This is a genomic window from Flavobacterium sp. WC2430, assembly GCF_040822075.1.
Lineage (GTDB): Bacteria > Bacteroidota > Bacteroidia > Flavobacteriales > Flavobacteriaceae > Flavobacterium.
Window position 1 is genome coordinate 1 of sequence record NZ_CP162007.1, and the last position, 22,069, is coordinate 22,069.

General features: G+C 32.7%; 23 protein-coding genes. 14 read left to right on the top strand and 9 right to left on the bottom strand.

Annotated features, from left to right (window positions below; translation table 11 throughout):
- The 6 genes from dnaA to AB3G36_RS00030 all read left to right on the top strand — a co-directional run bounded on the left by dnaA (window position 1) and on the right by AB3G36_RS00030 (window position 5,732).
- A complete protein-coding gene (dnaA, locus tag AB3G36_RS00005; RefSeq protein ID WP_367754774.1) occupies window positions 1-1,428 on the top strand; it encodes a chromosomal replication initiator protein DnaA in 1,428 nt (475 codons plus the stop codon).
- Between the two features lie 7 nt (window positions 1,429-1,435).
- The gene (locus tag AB3G36_RS00010) at window positions 1,436-1,903 is read left to right on the top strand and encodes a low molecular weight protein-tyrosine-phosphatase (protein ID WP_367754776.1); all 468 of its coding nucleotides are present in this window, start codon (window positions 1,436-1,438) and stop codon (window positions 1,901-1,903) included.
- Between the two features lie 97 nt (window positions 1,904-2,000).
- Entirely contained in the window at window positions 2,001-2,723 is a 723-nt protein-coding gene (locus AB3G36_RS00015; protein WP_367754778.1) for an SAM-dependent methyltransferase, read from the top strand.
- 268 nt (window positions 2,724-2,991) lie between these two features.
- Complete coding sequence (locus tag AB3G36_RS00020; protein WP_367754780.1) at window positions 2,992-3,486, top strand: DUF4440 domain-containing protein; 495 nt, start codon at window positions 2,992-2,994, stop codon at window positions 3,484-3,486.
- A 162-nt stretch (window positions 3,487-3,648) separates the two neighbouring features.
- On the top strand, window positions 3,649-4,776 hold the full coding sequence (locus AB3G36_RS00025) for a methionine aminotransferase (RefSeq protein WP_367754782.1): 1,128 nt from the start codon (window positions 3,649-3,651) through the stop codon (window positions 4,774-4,776).
- Between the two features lie 74 nt (window positions 4,777-4,850).
- Window positions 4,851-5,732, top strand: a complete 882-nt coding sequence (locus tag AB3G36_RS00030) for an SDR family oxidoreductase (protein WP_367754783.1) — start codon at window positions 4,851-4,853, stop codon at window positions 5,730-5,732.
- Between the two features lie 60 nt (window positions 5,733-5,792).
- Here AB3G36_RS00030 and AB3G36_RS00035 read toward each other — a convergent pair whose 3' ends face one another.
- The 4 genes from AB3G36_RS00035 to AB3G36_RS00050 form a co-directional block, all read right to left on the bottom strand.
- On the bottom strand, window positions 5,793-6,095 hold the full coding sequence (locus AB3G36_RS00035) for a hypothetical protein (protein WP_367754785.1): 303 nt from the start codon (window positions 6,093-6,095) through the stop codon (window positions 5,793-5,795).
- Between the two features lie 58 nt (window positions 6,096-6,153).
- Window positions 6,154-6,684: a YceI family protein gene (locus tag AB3G36_RS00040; RefSeq protein WP_367754787.1), complete on the bottom strand. Its 531-nt coding sequence runs from the start codon at window positions 6,682-6,684 to the stop codon at window positions 6,154-6,156.
- Between the two features lie 41 nt (window positions 6,685-6,725).
- Entirely contained in the window at window positions 6,726-7,478 is a 753-nt protein-coding gene (locus AB3G36_RS00045; protein ID WP_367754789.1) for a pirin family protein, read from the bottom strand.
- 89 nt (window positions 7,479-7,567) lie between these two features.
- Window positions 7,568-8,149, bottom strand: coding sequence for a Crp/Fnr family transcriptional regulator (locus AB3G36_RS00050; RefSeq protein ID WP_367754791.1), 582 nt, complete (start codon window positions 8,147-8,149; stop codon window positions 7,568-7,570).
- A gap of 242 nt (window positions 8,150-8,391) precedes the next feature.
- Here AB3G36_RS00050 and udk point away from each other — a divergent pair, with 242 nt between their 5' ends.
- From udk to AB3G36_RS00080, 6 genes are all read left to right on the top strand, one after another.
- Window positions 8,392-9,000, top strand: coding sequence for a uridine kinase (udk, locus tag AB3G36_RS00055; RefSeq protein ID WP_367754793.1), 609 nt, complete (start codon window positions 8,392-8,394; stop codon window positions 8,998-9,000).
- Window positions 9,001-9,146: 146 nt separating this feature from the next.
- Window positions 9,147-9,479, top strand: a complete 333-nt coding sequence (locus AB3G36_RS00060; RefSeq protein WP_367754795.1) for a septum formation initiator family protein — start codon at window positions 9,147-9,149, stop codon at window positions 9,477-9,479.
- Between the two features lie 22 nt (window positions 9,480-9,501).
- Window positions 9,502-10,866, top strand: a complete 1,365-nt coding sequence (locus AB3G36_RS00065) for a methylmalonyl-CoA mutase subunit beta (protein WP_367754797.1) — start codon at window positions 9,502-9,504, stop codon at window positions 10,864-10,866.
- Between the two features lie 48 nt (window positions 10,867-10,914).
- Window positions 10,915-13,047 (top strand): methylmalonyl-CoA mutase, encoded by a 2,133-nt coding sequence (scpA, locus tag AB3G36_RS00070; protein ID WP_367754799.1) that lies wholly within the window; start codon window positions 10,915-10,917, stop codon window positions 13,045-13,047.
- 340 nt (window positions 13,048-13,387) lie between these two features.
- Window positions 13,388-13,924: a hypothetical protein gene (locus AB3G36_RS00075; protein ID WP_367754801.1), complete on the top strand. Its 537-nt coding sequence runs from the start codon at window positions 13,388-13,390 to the stop codon at window positions 13,922-13,924.
- 351 nt (window positions 13,925-14,275) lie between these two features.
- The gene (locus AB3G36_RS00080; RefSeq protein WP_367754803.1) at window positions 14,276-14,797 is read left to right on the top strand and encodes a hypothetical protein; all 522 of its coding nucleotides are present in this window, start codon (window positions 14,276-14,278) and stop codon (window positions 14,795-14,797) included.
- Window positions 14,798-14,853: 56 nt separating this feature from the next.
- Here AB3G36_RS00080 and AB3G36_RS00085 read toward each other — a convergent pair whose 3' ends face one another.
- The 5 genes from AB3G36_RS00085 to dapF form a co-directional block, all read right to left on the bottom strand.
- Window positions 14,854-15,495, bottom strand: coding sequence for a peptidoglycan-binding protein LysM (locus tag AB3G36_RS00085; protein ID WP_367754805.1), 642 nt, complete (start codon window positions 15,493-15,495; stop codon window positions 14,854-14,856).
- 96 nt (window positions 15,496-15,591) lie between these two features.
- The gene (locus AB3G36_RS00090) at window positions 15,592-16,485 is read right to left on the bottom strand and encodes a DUF2279 domain-containing protein (RefSeq protein WP_367757969.1); all 894 of its coding nucleotides are present in this window, start codon (window positions 16,483-16,485) and stop codon (window positions 15,592-15,594) included.
- Window positions 16,486-16,514: 29 nt separating this feature from the next.
- Complete coding sequence (gene mltG, locus AB3G36_RS00095; RefSeq protein ID WP_367754807.1) at window positions 16,515-17,555, bottom strand: endolytic transglycosylase MltG; 1,041 nt, start codon at window positions 17,553-17,555, stop codon at window positions 16,515-16,517.
- Between the two features lie 10 nt (window positions 17,556-17,565).
- The gene (locus tag AB3G36_RS00100; protein WP_367754808.1) at window positions 17,566-18,099 is read right to left on the bottom strand and encodes a GNAT family N-acetyltransferase; all 534 of its coding nucleotides are present in this window, start codon (window positions 18,097-18,099) and stop codon (window positions 17,566-17,568) included.
- Window positions 18,100-18,132: 33 nt separating this feature from the next.
- Complete coding sequence (dapF, locus tag AB3G36_RS00105; RefSeq protein ID WP_367754810.1) at window positions 18,133-18,915, bottom strand: diaminopimelate epimerase; 783 nt, start codon at window positions 18,913-18,915, stop codon at window positions 18,133-18,135.
- 137 nt (window positions 18,916-19,052) lie between these two features.
- On the opposite strand from dapF, the gene AB3G36_RS00110 reads away from it, so the two are divergent.
- Together AB3G36_RS00110 and AB3G36_RS00115 are read left to right on the top strand one after the other, a co-directional pair.
- Window positions 19,053-20,453 carry a trypsin-like peptidase domain-containing protein gene (locus tag AB3G36_RS00110; RefSeq protein WP_367754812.1) on the top strand — a complete coding sequence of 467 codons (1,401 nt, stop codon included), beginning with the start codon at window positions 19,053-19,055 and terminating at the stop codon, window positions 20,451-20,453.
- Window positions 20,454-20,607: 154 nt separating this feature from the next.
- On the top strand, window positions 20,608-22,056 hold the full coding sequence (locus AB3G36_RS00115; RefSeq protein ID WP_367754814.1) for a glyceraldehyde-3-phosphate dehydrogenase: 1,449 nt from the start codon (window positions 20,608-20,610) through the stop codon (window positions 22,054-22,056).
- Window positions 22,057-22,069 lie beyond the last annotated feature (13 nt).

The window sequence follows — 22,069 nt, forward strand, 5'->3', positions numbered from 1 at the left end:
ATGAACAAAACTGCTCAATCAGTATGGGAAAACTGTTTGTCTTTTATAAAAGACAACATTCAAGACCAAGCATTCAAAACTTGGTTTGAACCGATCAAATCAGTTGAACTTACCGATAACGCATTATATATTCAAGTTCCAAGTAAATTTTTCTACGAATGGTTAGAAGAACACTATGTGAAATTATTAAAAGTTGCCTTAACTAAGGAACTTGGTAAAAACGCAAAGTTACTTTATAAAATTAAGATGGAAAACACTTATGGTAATAAACAACCGTTTACGGAACAATTACCAAGTGCCAATCGGGCTCCAATGAAACCACAAAATGTTGACGCCCCTTTTAAAAACTTAGATCCAGAATTAAAAAATCCTTTTGTAATTCCAGGAATTAGAAATTTAAAAATTGAATCCCAACTTAATGCCAACTATAGTTTTGATAATTTCCTTGAAGGAGATTCTAATAGGTTAGCTCGCTCAGCGGGTATGGCTGTTGCTAATAAACCTGGAGGAACGTCATTTAACCCGTTATTGATTTTTGGTGGCGTAGGACTTGGTAAAACACACTTAGCGCATGCTATAGGAGTTGAAATCAAAGACAAATACCCAGATAAAACTGTTTTATACATTTCTGCCGAAATATTCACTCAACAATACATTGATTCCGTTAAGAAAAATAATAGAAATGACTTCATTCACTTCTATCAATTGATCGATGTTTTAATTATTGATGATGTTCAATTTCTATCGGGTAAATCAGGAACACAAGATGTCTTTTTCCACATCTTCAATTATCTACACCAAAACGGAAAACAAGTAATTCTTACTTCAGACAAAGCACCAGTTGATATGCAAGATATTGAGCAACGCTTATTATCTCGTTTCAAATGGGGATTGTCTGCTGAATTACACCAACCAGATTACGAAACTAGAATTTCAATCTTGAAAAACATTCTATATCGGGATGGTGTGGAGATTCCAGAAGAAATTATTGAATATGTAGCACGCAACATTAAATCAAATGTGCGTGAATTAGAAGGAGCAATTATTTCCTTAATTGCACAATCTTCTTTCAATAAAAAAGAGGTTACAATTGAACTTGCCAAAAGTGTGGTAGAGAAATTTGTGAAAAATGTAAAACGCGAAATTTCTATTGATTACATTCAAAAAATTGTTTCTGATTATTTCCAATTGGATTTAGAAACATTACAATCAAAAACAAGAAAAAGACACGTGGTACAGGCGAGACAACTGGCTATGTTTTTTGCTAAAAAATTCACTAAAGCGTCCTTAGCCAATATTGGTTCGCAAATTGGAGATCGTGATCACGCAACAGTATTACACGCTTGCAAAACAGTTGACAATCTTGTGGCAACCGATAAACAATTCAAGAAATTTGTTGAAGATATCCATAAAAAATTAACGTTATAAACGCATCATGCCCGTAAAAATTTTAATGGTTTGTTTGGGCAATATTTGTCGATCACCGTTGGCAGAAGGTATATTAGCTTCTAAACTTCCAAAAGAAAAATTTACAGTAGATTCTGCAGGAACTGGTTCTTGGCATATTGGCCACGCTCCAGATTCTCGCTCCATTGCTATAGCAAAAAAGTACAAACTAGATATTTCAAAACAAAAAGGAAGACAATTCAAAACTTCTGATTTTGAAACTTATGATTACATCTATGTCATGGACAAATCCAATTATGACGATGTAATCGAATTATCTAAAACTCAAGAACAAAAGAATAAAGTACAAATCATTTTGAACGAATTGTACCCCAACGAAAATGTAGATGTACCTGATCCTTATTTTGGTATGCCCAATGGATTTGATATCGTTTACAATATGCTAAATGAAGTTTGCGAAATTATAGCTGCAAAAATTAAAGAGACCCACTCATAATTTTAGGAGTCCTTTTTTACCTGCAAAACAAATTCATTTCTTTATTAATGCCGTTCTTTGCATTTCTAAATTAGATTAAAAACATAAATCGATCAAAATGAAACCAAATACTTTACTAGGAAAACTCTATTTAATCCCAACTACAATGGGGGATTGTGACCCAATGGATGTTTTGCCTCAAACTGTTAAAAGGACCATCGATTTTATTGACCATTATATTGTAGAGAACGACAAAACAGCTCGAAAATCGATTAAAGAAGTTAATCCCGAAAAAAAACAATCGGACTTAGTTTTGTTTACTCTAAACAAACGCACTGAAGTAAAAGAACATCTTGATTTTATCAAACCATTATTAGAAGGTAAAAACATGGGATTAATGAGTGAAGCCGGTTGCCCTGGTGTTGCTGATCCTGGTGCTGTTATCGTAAAACTAGCACATGAAAAAGGAATTCAAGTAGTTCCCTTAGTTGGCCCCTCTTCTATTCTATTAGCCATGATGGCTTCAGGAATGAATGGTCAAAGCTTTACCTTTCACGGGTATTTACCTATTGAAAAAGACGAGAAAAGAGCCAGTTTTAAAACTTTAGAACGAATTTCTTTCGAAAAAAATCAATCACAAATATTTATTGAAACCCCTTATCGCAACAATAAATTACTCGAAGATTTATTACTGACCTTGCATCCTGAAACACACTTATGTATCGCTACAGACATTACATTACCAACAGAATACATCAAGACTAAAAAAATTGCGGCTTGGAAAAAAGAAACGATTGATCTACATAAACGTCCTACTATTTTTATTATTCATAAAATGTAATTTTTAAACTATAAACTTTTTTATATAATAGAAATCTCAAAACCATATCCATTTTCCTATAAAGTAACTGCTTTGTACGGAAATGGATTTTTGCTTTTTATTAATAATAGTCTTCAGCACTTTTTAATTTATAATATTAAATGGCATAAAATTCATTTTATTATCAAAAAATTAATATTAAACACTGATAATCAATATTTTATACTTAAATTTAATATCCCCTTATCTTAACCAAAAATCATCATTATAAATTTAAAAAAATTTAATTATGAAAAACAAGATTTTAAAAGGAGGATTAATGTTGGTTACTATGTCTTTACTGATAGCCTGTAATCAAAAAAAAGAGGCACCCATGACCGTAATTGACAAAGACGCAATCAAAACCGAAATTCAGTCGATGGAAGATGCATTTGCAACTAACTTTAATGCGAGAAGCACCGATAACATCATGTATTACGCTGATGATGCCATCAGTTTTTCAAATGAAAAAAAACCTTTAGAAGGGAAAGCTGCCATTCAAGCTTCAATAAAAGAGGATTTAAAAACTTTTCCAAAAGGAGCCAAAATCAGTTTTGAAACTAAAGAAGTTCATGTTTCAAATGATGCCAATCAAGTGGTAGAAATTGGCGGCTATGAGGTCAAAGATTCCACTGATGCAAAAATCATGAGCGGCAACTTCATTAGCCTATTTGAAAAAAAAGACGGCAAATACATTTGTATTCGAGACATGGGAAACTCTGATATGCCTAAACCAAAAAAATAAAATTCTATTATATAAACACAAAGTAAAGTACTTATAACAAAGTACTTTACTTTGTGTTTCCGTTTTAAATAAATACAATGTCGATTACAAAAAAATGAATCCAAAAAATGTATTTCTAAACTCAAATCAAATACCTACTTTTAGATCATTAAAAAAAGAAGCATGTCAAAACTCCCCAACATTGGTACAAGTATTTTTACAGTAATGTCTAAAATGGCAACAGAATATGATGCTGTCAACCTTTCACAAGGCTTCCCAAATTTCCCTGTAGACAAGCGTTTGACTACTATTGTAGCTCAGTTAGCCAGTGAAAATGTACATCAATATTTACCAATGGCAGGTTATCCTCCATTGTTAACCAAAATTGCTCAACTAACCTACCGTTCTTATAAAAGAACCATTCGAACAGACACTGAAATTCTTGTTACTGCTGGTGCGACCCAGGGTATTTTTACCACCATTCAAGCTTTAATTAAATCTAATGATGAAGTCATTATCTTAGACCCTAGCTATGATTGTTATGAAGCGCCAGTTCTTTTATGTAATGCAAAACCAGTGCGAGTTCCTCTTAATGATAATTATACTCCCAACTGGGAAAAGATAGAAAATGCGTGTTCTTCAAAAACAAAAATGATTATTATCAATAATCCGCATAATCCAACTGGGAAAATTTGGATTCATTCTGATTTTGAAGCATTAGAAAATATATTACAAAAATATCCTGAAATGATTGTTCTCTCAGATGAAGTGTATGAATACATCACATTTGAAAAAAAACATATTTCAGCTCATACACGTGAAAATATATTAAATCGTTGCATTATAATTTCTTCTTTTGGAAAATCCTTTCATGTTACCGGCTGGAAAATTGGCTATCTCATCGCTCCTGAACATTTGATGAAAGAAATCAAGAAAGTGCATCAATTTTTAGTTTTTAGTGTGAATAGCATTTGTCAGGTGGCTATTAGCAACTATTTAGACTTAGTATCTGTTGAAGAAATAAGTCAATTATATATTGAAAAACGGAACTATTTTTGCGCTTTATTAAAAGAGAGTCGGTTTAAATTACTGCCTTGCGAAGGCACTTATTTTCAAGTTGCATCCTATGCTTCTATATCAAATGAAAACGATGTTGATTTTTGCAAAAGATTAATCACAGAGCATGGAGTCGCGGCAATACCCATCTCTACTTTTTATGAAAACAACAAAGACAATCACCTTATTCGTTTTTGTTTTGCAAAAGACAATGCAACTTTAGAAAAAGCGGCAAAAAAACTATGTGCAATTTAGGTGTAGTCAATTACTTGATTTTATATGCATGCATACTATTTAATTTGTTATATTTACAATAAAAAAATTATATCATGGGTTATACAGATAAAATGTTACGCGATGATGCATTAAAAGGCAAAGTTATAGTCGTAACCGGAGGAGGAAGCGGTTTAGGTAAAGCAATGACAAAATATTTCTTAGAACTAGGTGCAAAAGTAGCAATTACGTCAAGAGACCTAGAGAAATTAAAAAATACAGCCTCTGAATTAGCATTAGAAACGGGTGGAACCTGTTTGCCTTTACAGTGCGATGTACGTCATTATGAAGAAGTCGAAAACATGCTGCAAGGGATTTTGAAAGCTTTTGGAAAAGTAGATGTACTTTTAAACAATGCTGCTGGAAACTTCATCTCTCCTACCGAAAGATTATCTGCAAATGCATTTGATACTGTAATTGATATCGTATTAAAAGGAACTAAAAACTGTACACTTGCTTTTGGAAAACATTGGATAGATACTAAACAAACATCATCAACTGTTTTAAATATTGTAACTACCTACGCATGGACAGGATCAGCTTATGTTGTGCCAAGTGCCACTGCCAAAGCTGGAGTATTAGCTATGACCAGAAGTCTGGCTGTAGAATGGGCAAAATATGGCATCCGAACTAATGCAATTGCACCAGGACCATTTCCTACTAAAGGAGCCTGGGATCGATTATTACCTGGAGATCTTGCCGAAAAATTTGATATGGCTAAAAAAGTGCCATTGAAGCGTGTGGGAGATCATCAAGAGTTAGCCAACTTAGCTGCCTATATGGTTTCTGATTTTTCTGCCTACGTAAATGGGGAAGTAGTTGTAATTGATGGTGGTGAATGGCTTAAAGGTGCTGGACAGTTTAATTTATTGGAAGCCATTCCAGAAGAATTATGGGACCAACTTGAAATGATGATTAAAGCAAAAAAGAATAAATAACTAAAATCAAAATTATTATAAAAAAAGAGCGCTAATTAATTAGCGCTCTTTTTTTTAAAGTTAGGCATTCAAAGCCATCAAAATCTCTGTTTTCAATAACCCGCTACCTCCACCGTAATGCTGTACCACTGCAGTATTAGAATTTTGTTTCCTAAAAAACAAACGCAAATGGGTTTCGCTTTCTTCAGTAATTCCAGGTCCCAATAAAACTATTTCGAATTTTTTTTCTTGAAAAAGAACTTTAGCTTCTTCATCATTCAAAACACCAATCCCAGACCAATCAGCATTTGCATTAATTAATCGGACTACCGTACGTAATATCTCAAAATTTCTGCCTACGTATAGAATATTTATATTTCCCATAACTATATCTAAAAAAACCTCAACTACATGAAGTACCTGAGGTTATGCTAAAAACCGATTATTCTTTTATAAATTGAAGTTCTATTGCCAATTTAACTTCTTCACCAACTAGTACACCACCAGTTTCAAGAGCTGAATTCCAAGTTAATCCCCAATCTTTTCTATTAATTTTACCTTCTAATGAAAGAGCTAATTTTGTATTTCCCCAAGGGTCTTTCATTAATCCACTAAATTCTGCTGGTAGCTTTACTGATTTTGTTACCCCATGCATTGTTAAATCACCTATCAATTCATATTCCCCTTCATTAATTTTAGAGAATGAAGTTGCCGAAAATTTAATTGTTGGAAATTGCCCTGCATCAAAAAAATCAGCGCTTAATAAATGGGTATCTCTATCCGCATTACCAGTTGCAATTGAATCGATTGCTCCGGTAAATTCAATTTTTGCATTTTCGAAATTCGAATCATCGGATTCGATTGACGCATCAAATTTTGTAAATTTACCTGAAATAGTAGTAAACATCATGTGTTTCACTTTAAAACCAATTTCTGAATGTGTTGGGTCAATTGCCCATTTTGTTGTTGACATAATAGTATTATTTTTAATTATTTAATTTATTTCGTAACTGATTATAATTTCATGGGTACTTCCATCAAAAGAATTTCGGCATTATCAGAATTAGCAATAAGATTGAATGAATCCGTATCAGTTATTCCCAGACCATCACGCTCATTTAAAGTAATACCACCAATAGTAAAGTCTCCTTTTAAAACAAAAGCATAAATACCGTTTCCTGCTTTCTTTAATTGGTATGAAGTCGAAAAATCTTTATCAAATTTTCCAATATGAAACCAAGCATCTTGATGAATCCAAACGCCTTCATCTTCTGGATTTGGAGATAAAATTTGTTGTAGATTATTGTGACGATCTTTCAAGTCCAAAGTGATTTGGTCGTAACGAGGTGTTACATTTTTTTTATTTGGATAAATCCAAATTTGCAAAAACTTAACCAACTGGTCTTTATTTTTATTATACTCACTGTGAAAAATTCCAGTTCCTGCACTCATCGCTTGAATATCTCCTTCTTTAATTACAGTAGTATTTCCCATACTGTCTTTATGTTCTAAATCGCCTTCGAGCGGGATAGAAATAATTTCCATATTATCGTGTGGGTGTTTTCCAAAACCCATTCCTTGACTTACTCTATCATCATTCAAAACGCGCAACACACCAAAATTCATACGTTCCGGATTGTGATAACCCGCAAAACTAAAAGTATGAAATGACTCTAACCATCCATGATTAGCATGTCCTCTGCTATTTGCTTTATGCAAAATAGAATTTGAAATCAAACCTTCTTTAGTACTATTTGTATTTTCCATTTTCGCTTTTGTTAATTATTATGATACAAAGTTGCGACTAAAAAGAAACTAAAGCATTGAACTAGGACAAGAAATGAAAATAGTTGAAATTAATTTTTAGCGAGTTTTGTTCTAATTTTACTTAGAAACTCAGGAGATATACCTAAAAAGGAAGCGATATAATGTTGCGCTACACGCTGAGAAAGTGTAGGATATTTATCTAAAAACTCCAGATATTTATCTGTTGCAGTTTTAGAAATAGCATTAAACAATCGTTTTTGTGTTACTGCTAGATTGCGTTGCATTAATATACGGAAAGCCCTTTCAAATCTTGGTGCCTTTGCAAATAACACCTCTTTAGATTCGGGATTGAACATAAAAAACTCACAATCTTCTAAGGTTTCAATAAATACATCACTCGGACTGTCCTCATAAATACTAAATGAAATATCACTTACCCAAGCATTTTCAATTGCTAATTGCAAAATCACTTCTATACCATTGGAATCTATATAATACTTGCGAACACAACCTTTTACAACAAAAGCTTCAAAATTGCATTTTTCACCTTCATGTAAAAGAATTGTCTTTTTTGGAATTTTTTTATTTTCTAATAAAGAATTAAAAATGCTCAATTCCTCTTTTTCAAAAGTGACATAACGGCTTATATTTTTATTGATTTGAGTATACAAAGTATTATTTTTAGGAAATTAAAGGTACTAAATTAATTCAAAAACTGGCGGGTAAATTGGCATTATAACTGAGTATCTCTTCGGTCAAACTAAAAATTAGTTATTTAATCTATAATGAATAATACGGATTTCCATTTTTAGTTTAAAAAAATTAATAAATACTAATTCTAATTTAGCAATTCTCTATTTTTCAATCTATAAATTCCTATTTTTGCTTCATCAATAAATAACTCAACTATTATATGCTTATTATAGGAATTGCAGGTGGAACTGGAAGCGGAAAAACAACCGTAGTTCATCAAATCATGAATGAATTACCCGAAACAGAGGTAGGAATTATTTCACAAGATTCATATTACAAGGAAAATCACGGTCTTTCATTCGATGAAAGAGCACTAATCAATTTTGATCATCCACGTGCAATTGATTTCGAGTTATTAGTCACACATCTTAAAGAATTAAAAGAAGGAAATAACATCAATCAACCCGTGTATTCTTTTGTGACGCACAATCGAAGCGATGATACTGTTTTTACACATCCTCGAAAAGTGATGATTGTGGAGGGTATTTTAATTTTAGCAAATCCAGAATTAAGAGATTTATTTGATGTAAAAATATATGTTCACGCCGATTCTGATGAAAGATTAATACGTCGAATGAAACGTGATATTGCTGAAAGAGGTCGAGATATGGAAGAAGTTTTAAACCGTTACCAAACGACATTAAAACCTATGCATGAACAATTTATTGAACCAACAAAAGCATTTGCAGATATTATCATTCCTAATGACAAATACAATACAGTAGCTATTGATGTAGTTCGGGCAGTAATAAATCAAAGAATTCTATAATTTTATTGTAATTTTATCAGAATATAGGATTCTAGAATTTAATTGCAATGGAAGGCATAAACTAAGCATTATTTTACGTTTTCAACTTTAGTTATGTTAATAAAACATTGGCTATTCGTTTAATAAGGACTTTAAAAAAAAAAGAAATGACAAATCCACATAAAGACAAACCTTGGTTTAAATTTTTAAGTAATAAATACATTTGGGTATTGCTTTTCTTTTCAACTTGGATGGTTTTTTTGGACAACTATTCCTATTTTGACCATCGATTTTTAGATACTCAAATCAATGAACTTGAGGATAATAAAGAATATTATCAAGAGGAAATAAAAAAAGACGAAGAACAAATTAAAGAACTAAAAAACCCAGAACAAATAGAAAAATATGCTCGTGAAAATTACTATATGAAAAAAGATAGTGAGGATATTTATCTGATCGAATTTGAAGGTGACAGTATAGAGAACAGCAATAAACCCTAAATTATAAAAACCAACAATTAAAATGGCTACTAATCTATTTGAAGATTTCGATCCTGTTTCTTCCAAACAATGGAAACAAAAAATCCAGTTTGAACTTAAAGGAGCCGATTATAATGATACCTTAATATGGAATTCTCCAGAAGACATTAAGGTAAAACCTTTTTATCACAAAGATGAGTTTACCAAAGCTTTCCCAATAACCACAAAGGCTTCCAACTTTAAAATTTGCCAAAATATATTTGTTTTTGATATTGAGAAATCAATAGAAAGAGCATTAGATTCTTTAAATAGAGGTGCTGAAAGTCTTCGTTTTACTATTGAAAATGATACTATTGACATTACTAAACTTTTAGAAAGTTTGCCATTAGAAAATATTTTTGTTTACTTTAATTTAAATTTTATTTCAATCGATTTCGTGAATAAAATTGATGCCATAGTAATACAAAAAAAAGCGATTGTATTTATCAATTTAGATCCAATAGGACAATTAGCCAAAGAGGGAAACTGGTTTACAACGAAAGACAAAAACAATTTTGACACACTTAATTTAATTACTACTGCCGTACCAAATTATTCATTATTAAGCATTTACACTAGTTTATATCAAAATGCAGGTGCCAATATGGTACAGCAAATTGCCTATAGTTTAGCGCATGCCAATGAATATTTTAATAGAATTCCTATTATCAATCAACCCATTGTTTTTGAAGTTGCAGTAGGTACCAATTACTTTTTTGAAATTGCAAAACTTCGAGCATTACGCCTTTTATTTAAGCTAATTGCAAAAGAATACAACCACAATGTGGATTGCCATTTATTTGTTACTCCTACAAAACGCAACAAAACCATTTACGATTACAATGTAAACATGTTACGTACCACAACCGAATGCATGTCGGCAATTATTGGTGGTGCGGATACTATTGCTAACTTACCTTATGATTCTTTGTATCATAAAGACAATGAGTTTGGAGATCGCATTGCTCGAAATCAGCTGTTAGTATTAAAAAATGAAAGCTATTTTGATAAAGTAAATAATCCCGCTGATGGAAGTTATTATATAGAAACACTCACCAATCAACTGGCCGAAAAATCGTTGACTTTGTTTAAAGACATCGAATCCAATGGTGGTTTTCTAAAACAATTGAATGAAGGAATCATTAAAAGAAAAATTCAGGAAAGTGCTGATAAAGAGCAAGATCTTTTTGACTCAGGAAAAGAAGTATTGTTAGGTACCAATAAATACCCAAACAAAGAAGATCGCATGAAACAGGATTTAGAACTTTATCCATTTGTAAAAATCAATCCAAGAAAAACGTTGATAACCCCTATTATAGAAAAACGCCTTGCCGAGAAAACGGAACAGGAACGTCTCGCATTAGAGTAATTTTCAATAAAAGGAATCAATTAAAAACGCACAAAAATTAGAGTCAAAATGATACGAAATGACCTCAGACATATTAAATTAGAAAGTACTAAGACAATAGAAGACAATCAAAATTCATTGTCTGAAAATTTCTTAACGGCAGAGGGAATCGAACTCAAACCAACCTATTCTGAAAAGGATATTGAAAATCTAGCGCATTTAGATTTTGGAGCTGGCTTTGCGCCAAATTTGCGCGGACCATACACTACGATGTATGTGCGCAGACCATGGACAATTCGTCAATATGCTGGTTTTTCAACTGCAGAGGAAAGCAATGCTTTTTACAGAAGAAATCTTGCAGCTGGTCAAAAAGGATTATCCATCGCATTTGATTTACCTACCCATCGGGGATATGATTCAGACCATGAACGTGTTGTAGGAGATGTTGGTAAAGCTGGAGTAGCAATAGATTCGGTTGAGGATATGAAAGTATTATTCGATCAAATCCCATTAGATGAAATGTCAGTTTCCATGACTATGAATGGTGCAGTATTACCCATTATGGCTTTTTACATTGTGGCAGCCGAAGAACAAGGAGTAGCTCCAGAGTTCCTTTCTGGAACGATACAAAATGATATTTTGAAAGAGTTTATGGTGCGTAACACTTACATCTACCCACCAACTCCATCCATGAAAATTATTGCCGATATTTTTGAATTTACAAGCAAGAAAATGCCAAAATTCAACTCGATATCTATATCGGGATATCACATGCAAGAAGCAGGTGCTACTGCCGATATTGAATTGGCTTACACATTGGCGGATGGATTGGAATACATTCGCACTGGACTAGCAACGGGAATGAAAATTGATGAGTTTGCCCCTCGTTTATCTTTTTTCTGGGCGATTGGAATGAATCACTTCATGGAAATTGCTAAAATGCGTGCTGGACGAATGATATGGGCCAAACTAGTGAAACAGTTTAATCCAAAAGATGATAAATCATTAGCATTAAGAACCCATTGCCAAACAAGTGGCTGGAGTTTAACAGAACAAGATCCTTTTAATAATGTAGCGCGTACTTGTATTGAAGCATCGGCAGCCGCTTTTGGAGGAACACAATCATTACATACTAATGCTTTGGATGAAGCGATTGCTTTGCCAACTGATTTTTCGGCAAGAATTGCTCGAAATACACAAATATTTTTACAAGAAGAAACCAAAATTACAAAAACTGTAGATCCATGGGCAGGTAGTTATTACGTAGAAAGCTTAACCGATGAGATTGTCCAAAGTGCTTGGAAACTTATTGAAGAAGTAGAAGAACTAGGTGGAATGACCAAAGCGATTGAAGCAGGGATTCCTAAACTAAGAATAGAAGAAGCAGCGGCTAGAAAACAAGCCCGCATTGATAGTGGACAGGACATAATTGTAGGGGTCAACAAATACCGCTTGGACAAAGAAGATCCTTTACAAATTCTAGATGTCGATAACCAGATGGTGCGAAAGCAACAACTGGAACAACTCGATCGTATAAAAGCAACAAGAGATACTAATAAGGTACAAGAATCAATTAAAAAATTAATCCTTTGTGCTCAAACTGGTGAAGGCAATTTACTGGAAATCGCAGTAGAAGCTGCAAGAAACAGAACTACGCTAGGCGAAATTAGTGATGCCTTAGAAACTGTTTTTGGAAGGTATAAAGCACAAATTAAATCCTTTAGTGGCGTGTATAGTAAAGAAATTAAAGACGATAAAAGTTTTGAAAAAGCAAAACAGCTAGCCGATACCTTTGCCAAACAAGAAGGTCGTCGTCCTAGAATCATGATTGCCAAAATGGGACAAGATGGGCACGATCGTGGTGCAAAAGTAGTTGCCACAGGTTATGCTGATGTAGGTTTTGATGTAGATATTGGCCCCCTTTTTCAAACTCCCGCCGAAGCGGCAAAACAAGCCATAGAAAATGATGTACATATTCTTGGTGTATCCTCATTAGCCGCAGGTCACAAAACTCTAGTTCCACAAGTGATAGAAGAGCTTAAAAAATATGGTCGTGAAGATATAATGGTAGTTGTAGGTGGTGTAATTCCAGCGCAAGATTATCAATTTTTATTTGATTCTGGTGCAGTAGCTGTTTTTGGACCTGGAACAAAAATTAGCGAAGCAGCTATAAAAATATTAGAAATTTTAATAGGAGAATAAACAATCACTACAAAATAAAAAAAGAAAACACCAACATAAAGTTGGTGTTTTTCTTTTTTATCCCTTTTCTAACAAATTATAAAGAAAACCACTTTCCTATTAAATAAATGACACTAAAAGTGTTTATTATTAACTAAACTTAAGCAAATACTTAACTATCAACGAAATGACAAAACCGTAACTTTACATATATAATCAACAATAAAAATATATTGCTCCAAATCTTAACTGTTGTTTTATTAAAACATGTAAATTAAATTATAATAGAAGGGGAAGAGAACAATAGGCCTTACTAATTTAATTCTACAAATAATTATTAATCAATTAAAAATCAACTATTATGAAAGCGTATATTATTGCCATGTTTGCATTTGGAATAACAAGTTTGTCCTATTCACAGGATATAATGAATGATGATACTGAGGATGTAAGTTATAAAGTAGAAAATTTACCCGCAGTTGTCATTAAAAGTGCAGGAACAGATTTTTCAGTTTATTTACCAGACCGTAATCCTGACAATACCATTAGGAAACTTGAAGATAAATTTATTGCTTATGACTTGGGTAAAGACTATGAAGGTTATGAAACATATTTAGTCGTAATGGAAGTAAAAGATGGCTCATTGGCAGCAACATATAATGAAAAAGGGAAATTAATTCGTGTGGTGGAAAATTACAAGAATGTAAAGCTACCTAGTAAAGTAATTTTCTCTGTTTACAAAAACTATCCTGGATGGCAGATTGTAAATGATAAATATTTATACTCACAAAAAGAAGGAGATATTCAAAAAAAACAATATCATTTAAAAATTAAAAAAGGAAATGAAACACGTAAATTAACGGTTCATCCAGACGGTAAAATTATTGCAGGTATCTAAGTTTATAAAATATAAAATCATTTGGCTGTTCTTAAAAAAGAACAGCTTTTTTTGTTTTAACTATCATCAATGATGAATAAATAGCGCTTCAATTTACTCCTAAAATAATACCTATTACAGTATAGAAAATATAATTTAATTTATCCAAAAGATGACAATTCTTAATAAAAAAAAGAAGTAGAAACCAATTTTATTAACATAAGATACGGATTAAATTAACAGAAATTAGATAAAAAAAAACTACCTTTAACAAGATTATTTATCTGATTATCAATGATTTAAAAAGACCTCAGTATTGAATTAACCTATAATATTATGTATAAATAAATATTAATTTAAAAACTAAATATTATGAAATCATTTATTATTATGTTATTAGTTGTAAGCCTATCTTTTTCCGCTTATTCGCAAGATACAGAAAAAGGAAAGGTTAGTGTTGAAGAATTACCCGCAGTGGTAATTAAACGAATTGGTTCTGATTTTTCTGTTTACATTCCAGACAATCATCCCGACCAAGACGTTAGAAATATGGAACAAAAATTTATTGCTTATGACATTGGGAAAGATTTTGAAGGATATGAAAACTATTTGGTATTAATGGAAACAAAAAACGGATCCCTATCAGCTACTTACGATGAAAAAGGAAAATTAGTTCGAGTTGTAGAAAATTACCAAAATGTAAGATTGCCTAATGAAGTAATTTATTCAGTCTATAAAACCTATCCCGGTTGGAATATTGTCAACGATAAGTACTTATATTCTCAAGAAGAAGGGGATATTGTTAAAAAACAATACAATTTAAAGATTGAAAAAGGCAAACAAAAAATGAAATTGTTAGTTCGTTCCAATGGCGAAATATTGAAAGCTAAATAAAAAAATGGCAGACCAAAAAAAATTGGGCTGCCATTTTTATTTTATCGTTATATTATTTAATTTAAGCTTGCTACTGCATTCACATTAGCTACAATAAATGAAGTGTCATATCCTCCAAACGCTTTCATATAACTTCTAATTGAAGTACCATAGGCATCTTTTATAAATTTCTTACCGTTGTGTTTAAAGTATCTTCTTACAGAACCCGCTCCACCAAGATGTGCAGCCGCTAAAATTCCTGATTCAGTTACCAAGATTCCATTAACAACCTTTCCATCATACTTCTCGATGATGTCTTGCAATATCCATTTGTTTTTTGATAAAAGCGCCACAAAGGCTCTTTCTTGTAATTTGGGGCTTTTAAGGAATAAAATACTATCCTTCACACCAACAGATCTTAAGGTTTCTATACCAAATTGGTATTTACCTAAATAACCGAGAGAATTAATTTTTTTGTACTTCCCTTCTGATTCTTTGAAACCAAGAGCTTCCTTAAAACCAATAAATAAATTTCCAGTAAAAGGGAAATTTAAATTGATATAATCTTCTTGTTCTATGGATGGATATAAGTATCGTGTTCCATCCGTGTTTTTTATTAGAAACCAATCATTTTTTTCTATTTTAAGAGGTTTAAAACCCGCACTTAAAAAGGCTATAATAATCGCCAAACTTGTATAAAAATACCACTTCTTTCCCATAAATTGTTTTTCTTCAAAACGCTGTCCCGTTAAGAAATTTCTGCGTGCAAAGATACAATAAATTTTATAAAGCTGAAAATCAACCTCTTAAATTTTTTAAAAATATAAAATTCGTCCTCTAAAACCCTCGTTAACTGAGTATTCAATCGTTGGAGCTGGAATTTTAAGCGTATTAAATACAGAGAAAAAAGTCTTCAAAAAATGAGATTTTGTTTCAATTTTCGTCAGGTCAACGTCAAAACTCAAATAAAACTGTCTGAATCTCTCTGTTTTCGGAAGGAGTAATTTATCAGAATTTTCGCTATTTCCACTCACCATTCCATCCGCTCCATAACCAATTGCGAGATTAAGCCATTTTGGTATTTTAGAACCTTTGGAAAAAGAATATAAATTAACCGAAAGCCAATACGTTTGACCGTTATAATCTTTAAGGATCTGCTCGGTTAAGTTACTTCCTAAAACGTTAGGCCTGTATTGAGCAAATTGTGTGGTGTGAAAAGAGAATTTGGGTATAATACGTTGTTCATTCCATAATAACTCTTGGGAAACATATAAAGCCGTTCCAGAAACATTTGCTATAACATCTCCGGGTGACGCTCCCCATTCTGACGAATAGCCATCTAAAACCTCAACAGCCGTTAAAAATGCAAATCCTAAACCAGCACCATATAGCAATTGCTTCTTTTTACTAGCTCCGCTCCATTCTAGCATTTCACTTCCCATTCTTCCCATTTGATACGAAGAATAGAAATGCCCTATTTTATCCATTTGAAGCCATTCTGCATTATCATTTATAAAATGAAAATTAGATCTTGGATAATCGGCATACCATAGCTGGTTTAAGCCTACTAACGCTGCAGAGGCCAATATTGATTCTGAAAGAATAACTGTATTTTGTCTTTTTATATTTAAAGTGTCCGAAGGTTTTAAAAAACGATCGAATTTACTTTGAGCATCTGCATCACGCAGTCCACTTACCAAAAAAAACATCAGAAAAAAAATAGCTTTATATTTCAAACCTATCTTTTTACTCCTTGGCTGTTGATCCAATCCGAATATTTTTTAGCATTTTTGTTATGCTCAGGTAAAGTCGCTGCAAATTCATGGTATCCAAAACGTTCTACACTAGCACAAAAATAAATAAAATCATTCTTTTCTGGATCCAATACTGCTTCTAGAGCTGTAATGTCGGGCATAGCAATAGGACCAGGAGGAAGTCCAACATTTACATAGGTATTATAAGGAGAAGACATAGTCAAGTCTTTAAAAAATACTCTTTTAATTACTTGATTAAAGTCATCGTCTTTTTTCTTGATAGCAAAAATTACTGTGGGATCCGCTTGAAGTGGCATACCCAATCGCAAACGGTTTAAGTAAACTCCTGCAATTCTTGGTCTTTCATCTTTTTTAACCGATTCTTTATGTACGATAGAAGCTAAAATTGTAGCTTCAATTGGGTTTAAACCTTGTTTTTCTGCTTTAGCAACTCTTTCTTTATTCCAAAAATTACGGTATTCTTTAATCATCTTATCTCGAAACTTCTCTGCAGATGTGTTCCAATACGTTTCATAGGTATTAGGAATAAACATGGCTAAAACATTATCTTCATTAAATCCGTTTTCTTTCAAGAAGATAGAATCTTTAAATGAAGTTAATAATGATAAACTGTCCGCCTCAATTTGGGATCCTACTCGGCCAGCAAGATTTTCCACTCGCTCTTGATTATTAAAAGCCAACTTTACAGGAACATTACTTCTTAAAGATTTGACTAATTCATAACTATTCATCCCTTTAGTAAAAAGAAAACGTCCCGATTTTACATTTTCAGGATAACTCATTTTACTAGCTACCATTTCTAAACGGTCGATATTTACGACATAATCTGCCAATATTTTTTTGACATCAGTATACGTTGCATTTGTTGGGATATGAACATAAACTTCTTTATCTGAAAACTTAGTGTTAGCAGCAAAAATTTGGCTCATCAAAACAAATCCATAAATGATTAGTCCACTTACTAGAACAACAGCTGCGATTGTAATATATTTTTTAAAATTCAAAACTTAAATATTAAAGTTGATTATTGATTAATTGAAAAACGGCTTCGTCTTTGTAAACACCATTCACTAGATTCCAATCTTTTTTTGTCCCTATATTTTGGAATCCAAATTTAGTAAAAAGAGCGATACTAGATTTATTTTCAGTCCCAATATTTGCATATAATTGATGTAAATTTAAATGGCGAAATGAATACTGAATTAAAAGCTCCAAAGCTTCGGACCCAATGTTCTGTTTTCGATTTTCCTGCCCTTGAATTACTATCCCTACTCCTGCTCTATTATTCTTTGGATCAAAATCAAATAAATCGATTAATCCCAATGCAGGAAAGTCTTGATCTTGACAAATTGCCAGACGCAATTGCTTGGCTTCATATATATCTTGATGCGCATTCTCCAAGTATTGTTTTACTAAAAATCGACTATATGGGGTTTGTGTATTGCTTACTTCCCAAATACGCTGATCATTCTCAATGGCATAGATGAACTCTAAATCATTAGGTTCCAATGCGCGGATGTATATATTTTCGCCTTTTAGAGTTATCATACAAATTTTGTGAGTTGAAGTTTTAGGCTTTTATTAAATTTCAATAACACCTTTAAAAACAAATTTGGCTGGTCCTATTAGAAAAACATTAGTATATACATTGTCCTTTTTATCAAAAGAAACGGCTAGTTTTCCACCTTCCACATTCAAATCGATAGTAGTTGCATCAGTAACTCCTTTGGCATTCATCGCAATTGCAACCGCAGTCACACCAGTTCCACAAGCTAATGTTTCATCTTCAACTCCTCGTTCATAAGTACGTACCGAAAAAGTAGTATCATCAATTTTATTTACAAAATTGATATTACTACCCGTTTTTCCATACAAATCACCGTATCGAATTGCAGCACCATTTACTTTTACATTATAATGCTCTAAGTCCTCTACTAATTGTACATGATGGGGAGATCCTGTATTCAAGAAAGAATAATCAGGAGTTTCTTTGATCTCTAAAACATCAATCATTTGTAGTGATACAATACCGTCTGATGCTACACTTGCATGATGTAAACCATCAATAGCGTTAAAAGTAGCATCGTTTTTAATCACGTTTAGCTTTTGGGCGAAAGCCACTAAACATCTTCCTCCATTACCACACATAGTACTTTGATTCCCATCTGAATTGTAATACACCATTTTAAAATCGGCTTCAGGATCATTTTCTAATAAAATAAGTCCATCTCCGCCAATTCCAAAACGCCTGTCACATAAATGAGCAATCAACTGTATATTTTCTTTTGGAAAAGTATTCGAACGATTATCAATCATTACAAAATCATTTCCGGTTCCTTGGTATTTATAAAATTCTATTTGCATTATTTTTTTAATTGTGTTTCACAAAAGTACGAACTATTAATGAAATGTTAATCATTGTTAAAGAGCGTTAAACTGTTTTTTAACAATCCAAATTAGCTTTATTTTTACTAGACAAATAACGTAAAACACACTCTATTATGAAAAAATACTCACACCTATTACTGGTGTCTCTGCTTAGCGGAGCCATAACATTAGGGGCTTACAAATTATTATTTGACACTAATGGTTATTTTTCCAACTCAAATCATTCCATAACTACCCTTGCAAACAACTCATTTACCAAAAATGTAGGCCTATCCCCAGATGTACTTGATTTTACCGATGCGGCAGAGAAAACAATTCACTCTGTAGTCCATGTAAAAAATGTTTCATACAAAACCGTTACCAATCCTATGCTGGAATATTATTATGGGTATAAAGGAGGACAAACCCAAGAACAAGTAGGAACAGGATCTGGAGTAATTATTTCTGAAGATGGTTATATTGTGACCAACAATCACGTAATTAAAGACGCGTCAGAAATTGAAATTACCCTAAATAATAAAAAAACATATAAAGCAAAACTGATAGGAACCGATTCTAAAATGGATATTGCTTTGTTAAAAATTGATGCAGACGAAAAGCTACCCTATACTGCTTTTGGAAATTCTGATTCCGTAAAAGTAGGTGAATGGGTTCTTGCCGTAGGAAATCCATACAACTTAACGTCTACAGTAACGGCTGGAATTGTTTCGGCTAAAGCTAGAGATATTGGAACAAGTGGAATCCAGTCCTTCATTCAAACTGATGCTGCCGTTAACCCTGGAAACAGTGGTGGTGCTTTGGTAAACACCCGCGGTGATTTAATAGGAATCAATACCATGATCTCTTCTATGACAGGTTCTTATGTAGGATATTCATTTGCAGTTCCTTCTAATATTGCTCGAAAAATTATTGAGGACATTATGGAATACGGTAATGTACAAAGAGGAATTCTAGGTGTAGAAGGTGGGGAATTGAACGGCCCTGTTTCTAAAGAATTAGGAATCAACCAGACAGAAGGATTTTACATTAAAAATGTAACCAAAAAATCAGGAGCTGAGAAAGCTGGACTTACAAAGGGAGATATCATTGTGAAATTAGACAGTCAAAACATTGCTACTTATGCTGACTTATCTGGATATATTAACACTAAAAGACCTAATGATAAAGTGGATGTAACCATTATTAGAGACGGAAGTAAAAGAACTCTACCTGTAATTTTGAGTAAAAATGAATTTTTTAGTACGGAGTTCAAAGGAATTGAATTAGAAAATATTGACGTCACTGATAAAAAGAAATTTCACTTGGATTACGGAGTAAAAATTAAATCTATCAATAACGAAAATTTGGTCCAATACACAGATGAATTAAAAGGAAATATCATTTTGAGTATTGACAACGTAAAAGCCAAAGACATCGAATCAGTTTCCAAACTTTTAAACAGCAAAGACGAAAGTCAAAGTGTAAGACTAGAAATGATCAACAAAAATGGAGAAGTATTTCGAATAATCATTTAATTCGATTCTTAAAAATCAAGGAAAGCCAGCTCATTCATTGAGTTGGCTTTTTTTATTTGAAAAAAAATGAAAAATAGTCTACGAAATCGATTGAAATGGGTATTTTTGCACCAAATTTAAAAAAATAACTACTCAATTTTTCAAATTTTCAAGTATGAAAAACACAGCTTTGTACCAAAAAGAAGTCTCATCTCAGGTAGATAGACGTCGGGCGGGAGTCAAATTAATTAAAATCGTTAGTGATTTATGGTATGACAAATCCATAGAAATGGTTTTATTCAAAAATCAATTATTAGACAAAAATGTAAGTGACATTATCAACTTGCATCAATATGCAGCCGATTTTGTAGGCAAACCTATTAGTATTTTTGATACCGTTGAAATTGCCAAAGTAGTTCGAGAATTAGACTTACCTCCTTCCAAATTGGACATTGGTAAACTAACTTACGAATATCTTTTAGAGGAAGACAAATTTGAAGATGCGAGACATTTTGTATTGGATAAACTGAAAGAAGCTAAAACTTCTGAAGAAATCCAACCCAAAGATGTAGTTCTTTATGGTTTTGGAAGAATTGGTCGTTTATTAGCTAGAGAGTTAATGTCTAAAACAGGAAAAGGAAATCAATTGCGATTGAGAGCGATTGTAACTAGAGATAAAAACGATGCTTCAAGTCTTGAAAAAAGAGCTTCTTTATTGCGTTATGATTCCATTCATGGTGATTTTCAAGGATCAGTTTCTGCCGATGTTGCCAATAATGCCTTAATTATCAACGGAACAACAGTACATATTATTACTGCTAATGCGCCTGAAGAAATTGATTATACAGTCTATGATATTGACAATGCTTTAATTATAGACAATACGGGTGCTTTTACAACTGAGGAAGCTTTAAGCAGACATTTAGTTTCAAAAGGAGCACACAAAGTATTGCTGACTGCACCAGGAAAAGGAGTTCCTAATATTGTTCACGGGGTAAACCAAAACGAATACAACCCAGACGAAATTAATATTTTCTCTGCAGCTTCTTGTACTACTAATGCCATTACGCCAATCCTAAAAGCAGTCGAAGATACTTTAGGCGTTGTAAAAGGACATTTAGAAACAATTCATTCGTACACAAACGACCAGAACTTAGTAGACAACATGCACAAAAAATACCGTCGTGGTAGAGCTGCTGCTTTGAATATGGTTATTACTGAAACGGGTGCTGGAACTGCTGTTGCAAAAGCACTACCATCATTAGAAGGAAAATTAACTTCAAATGCCATTCGTGTTCCTGTTCCTAATGGATCTTTGGTTGTATTGAATTTAGAAGTGTCCAAAAAAACTTCGATTAAAGAAATCAATGCCATCATGAAAAAATACGCTCTTGAAGGAGAGTTAGTAGAGCAAATCAAATACTCCATGAATAACGAATTAGTTTCTTCAGACATCGTCGGTACATCGGCACCATCCATCTATGATAGTAATGCAACTATCGTTTCTAACGATGGAAAAAACATAGTATTATACATCTGGTATGATAATGAATACGGTTACAGCCACCAAGTAATTCGCTTGGCAAAATATATTGCAAAAGTAAGACGTTTCACGTACTACTAGCAAATCGCTTACA

Bases quoted from the DNA above. Each gene is read 5' to 3' on its own strand.
- dnaA (WP_367754774.1), top strand. From the start codon at position 1: ATGAACAAAACTGCTCAATCAGTATGGGAAAACTGTTTGTCTTTTATA.
- AB3G36_RS00010 (WP_367754776.1), top strand. From the start codon at position 1,436: ATGCCCGTAAAAATTTTAATGGTTTGTTTGGGCAATATTTGTCGATCA.
- AB3G36_RS00015 (WP_367754778.1), top strand. From the start codon at position 2,001: ATGAAACCAAATACTTTACTAGGAAAACTCTATTTAATCCCAACTACA.
- AB3G36_RS00020 (WP_367754780.1), top strand. From the start codon at position 2,992: ATGAAAAACAAGATTTTAAAAGGAGGATTAATGTTGGTTACTATGTCT.
- AB3G36_RS00025 (WP_367754782.1), top strand. From the start codon at position 3,649: ATGTCAAAACTCCCCAACATTGGTACAAGTATTTTTACAGTAATGTCT.
- AB3G36_RS00030 (WP_367754783.1), top strand. From the start codon at position 4,851: ATGGGTTATACAGATAAAATGTTACGCGATGATGCATTAAAAGGCAAA.
- AB3G36_RS00035 (WP_367754785.1), bottom strand. From the start codon at position 6,095: ATGGGAAATATAAATATTCTATACGTAGGCAGAAATTTTGAGATATTA.
- AB3G36_RS00040 (WP_367754787.1), bottom strand. From the start codon at position 6,684: ATGTCAACAACAAAATGGGCAATTGACCCAACACATTCAGAAATTGGT.
- AB3G36_RS00045 (WP_367754789.1), bottom strand. From the start codon at position 7,478: ATGGAAAATACAAATAGTACTAAAGAAGGTTTGATTTCAAATTCTATT.
- udk (WP_367754793.1), top strand. From the start codon at position 8,392: ATGCTTATTATAGGAATTGCAGGTGGAACTGGAAGCGGAAAAACAACC.
- AB3G36_RS00060 (WP_367754795.1), top strand. From the start codon at position 9,147: ATGACAAATCCACATAAAGACAAACCTTGGTTTAAATTTTTAAGTAAT.
- AB3G36_RS00065 (WP_367754797.1), top strand. From the start codon at position 9,502: ATGGCTACTAATCTATTTGAAGATTTCGATCCTGTTTCTTCCAAACAA.
- scpA (WP_367754799.1), top strand. From the start codon at position 10,915: ATGATACGAAATGACCTCAGACATATTAAATTAGAAAGTACTAAGACA.
- AB3G36_RS00075 (WP_367754801.1), top strand. From the start codon at position 13,388: ATGAAAGCGTATATTATTGCCATGTTTGCATTTGGAATAACAAGTTTG.
- AB3G36_RS00080 (WP_367754803.1), top strand. From the start codon at position 14,276: ATGAAATCATTTATTATTATGTTATTAGTTGTAAGCCTATCTTTTTCC.
- AB3G36_RS00085 (WP_367754805.1), bottom strand. From the start codon at position 15,495: ATGGGAAAGAAGTGGTATTTTTATACAAGTTTGGCGATTATTATAGCC.
- AB3G36_RS00090 (WP_367757969.1), bottom strand. From the start codon at position 16,485: ATGTTTTTTTTGGTAAGTGGACTGCGTGATGCAGATGCTCAAAGTAAA.
- AB3G36_RS00100 (WP_367754808.1), bottom strand. From the start codon at position 18,099: ATGATAACTCTAAAAGGCGAAAATATATACATCCGCGCATTGGAACCT.
- dapF (WP_367754810.1), bottom strand. From the start codon at position 18,915: ATGCAAATAGAATTTTATAAATACCAAGGAACCGGAAATGATTTTGTA.
- AB3G36_RS00110 (WP_367754812.1), top strand. From the start codon at position 19,053: ATGAAAAAATACTCACACCTATTACTGGTGTCTCTGCTTAGCGGAGCC.
- AB3G36_RS00115 (WP_367754814.1), top strand. From the start codon at position 20,608: ATGAAAAACACAGCTTTGTACCAAAAAGAAGTCTCATCTCAGGTAGAT.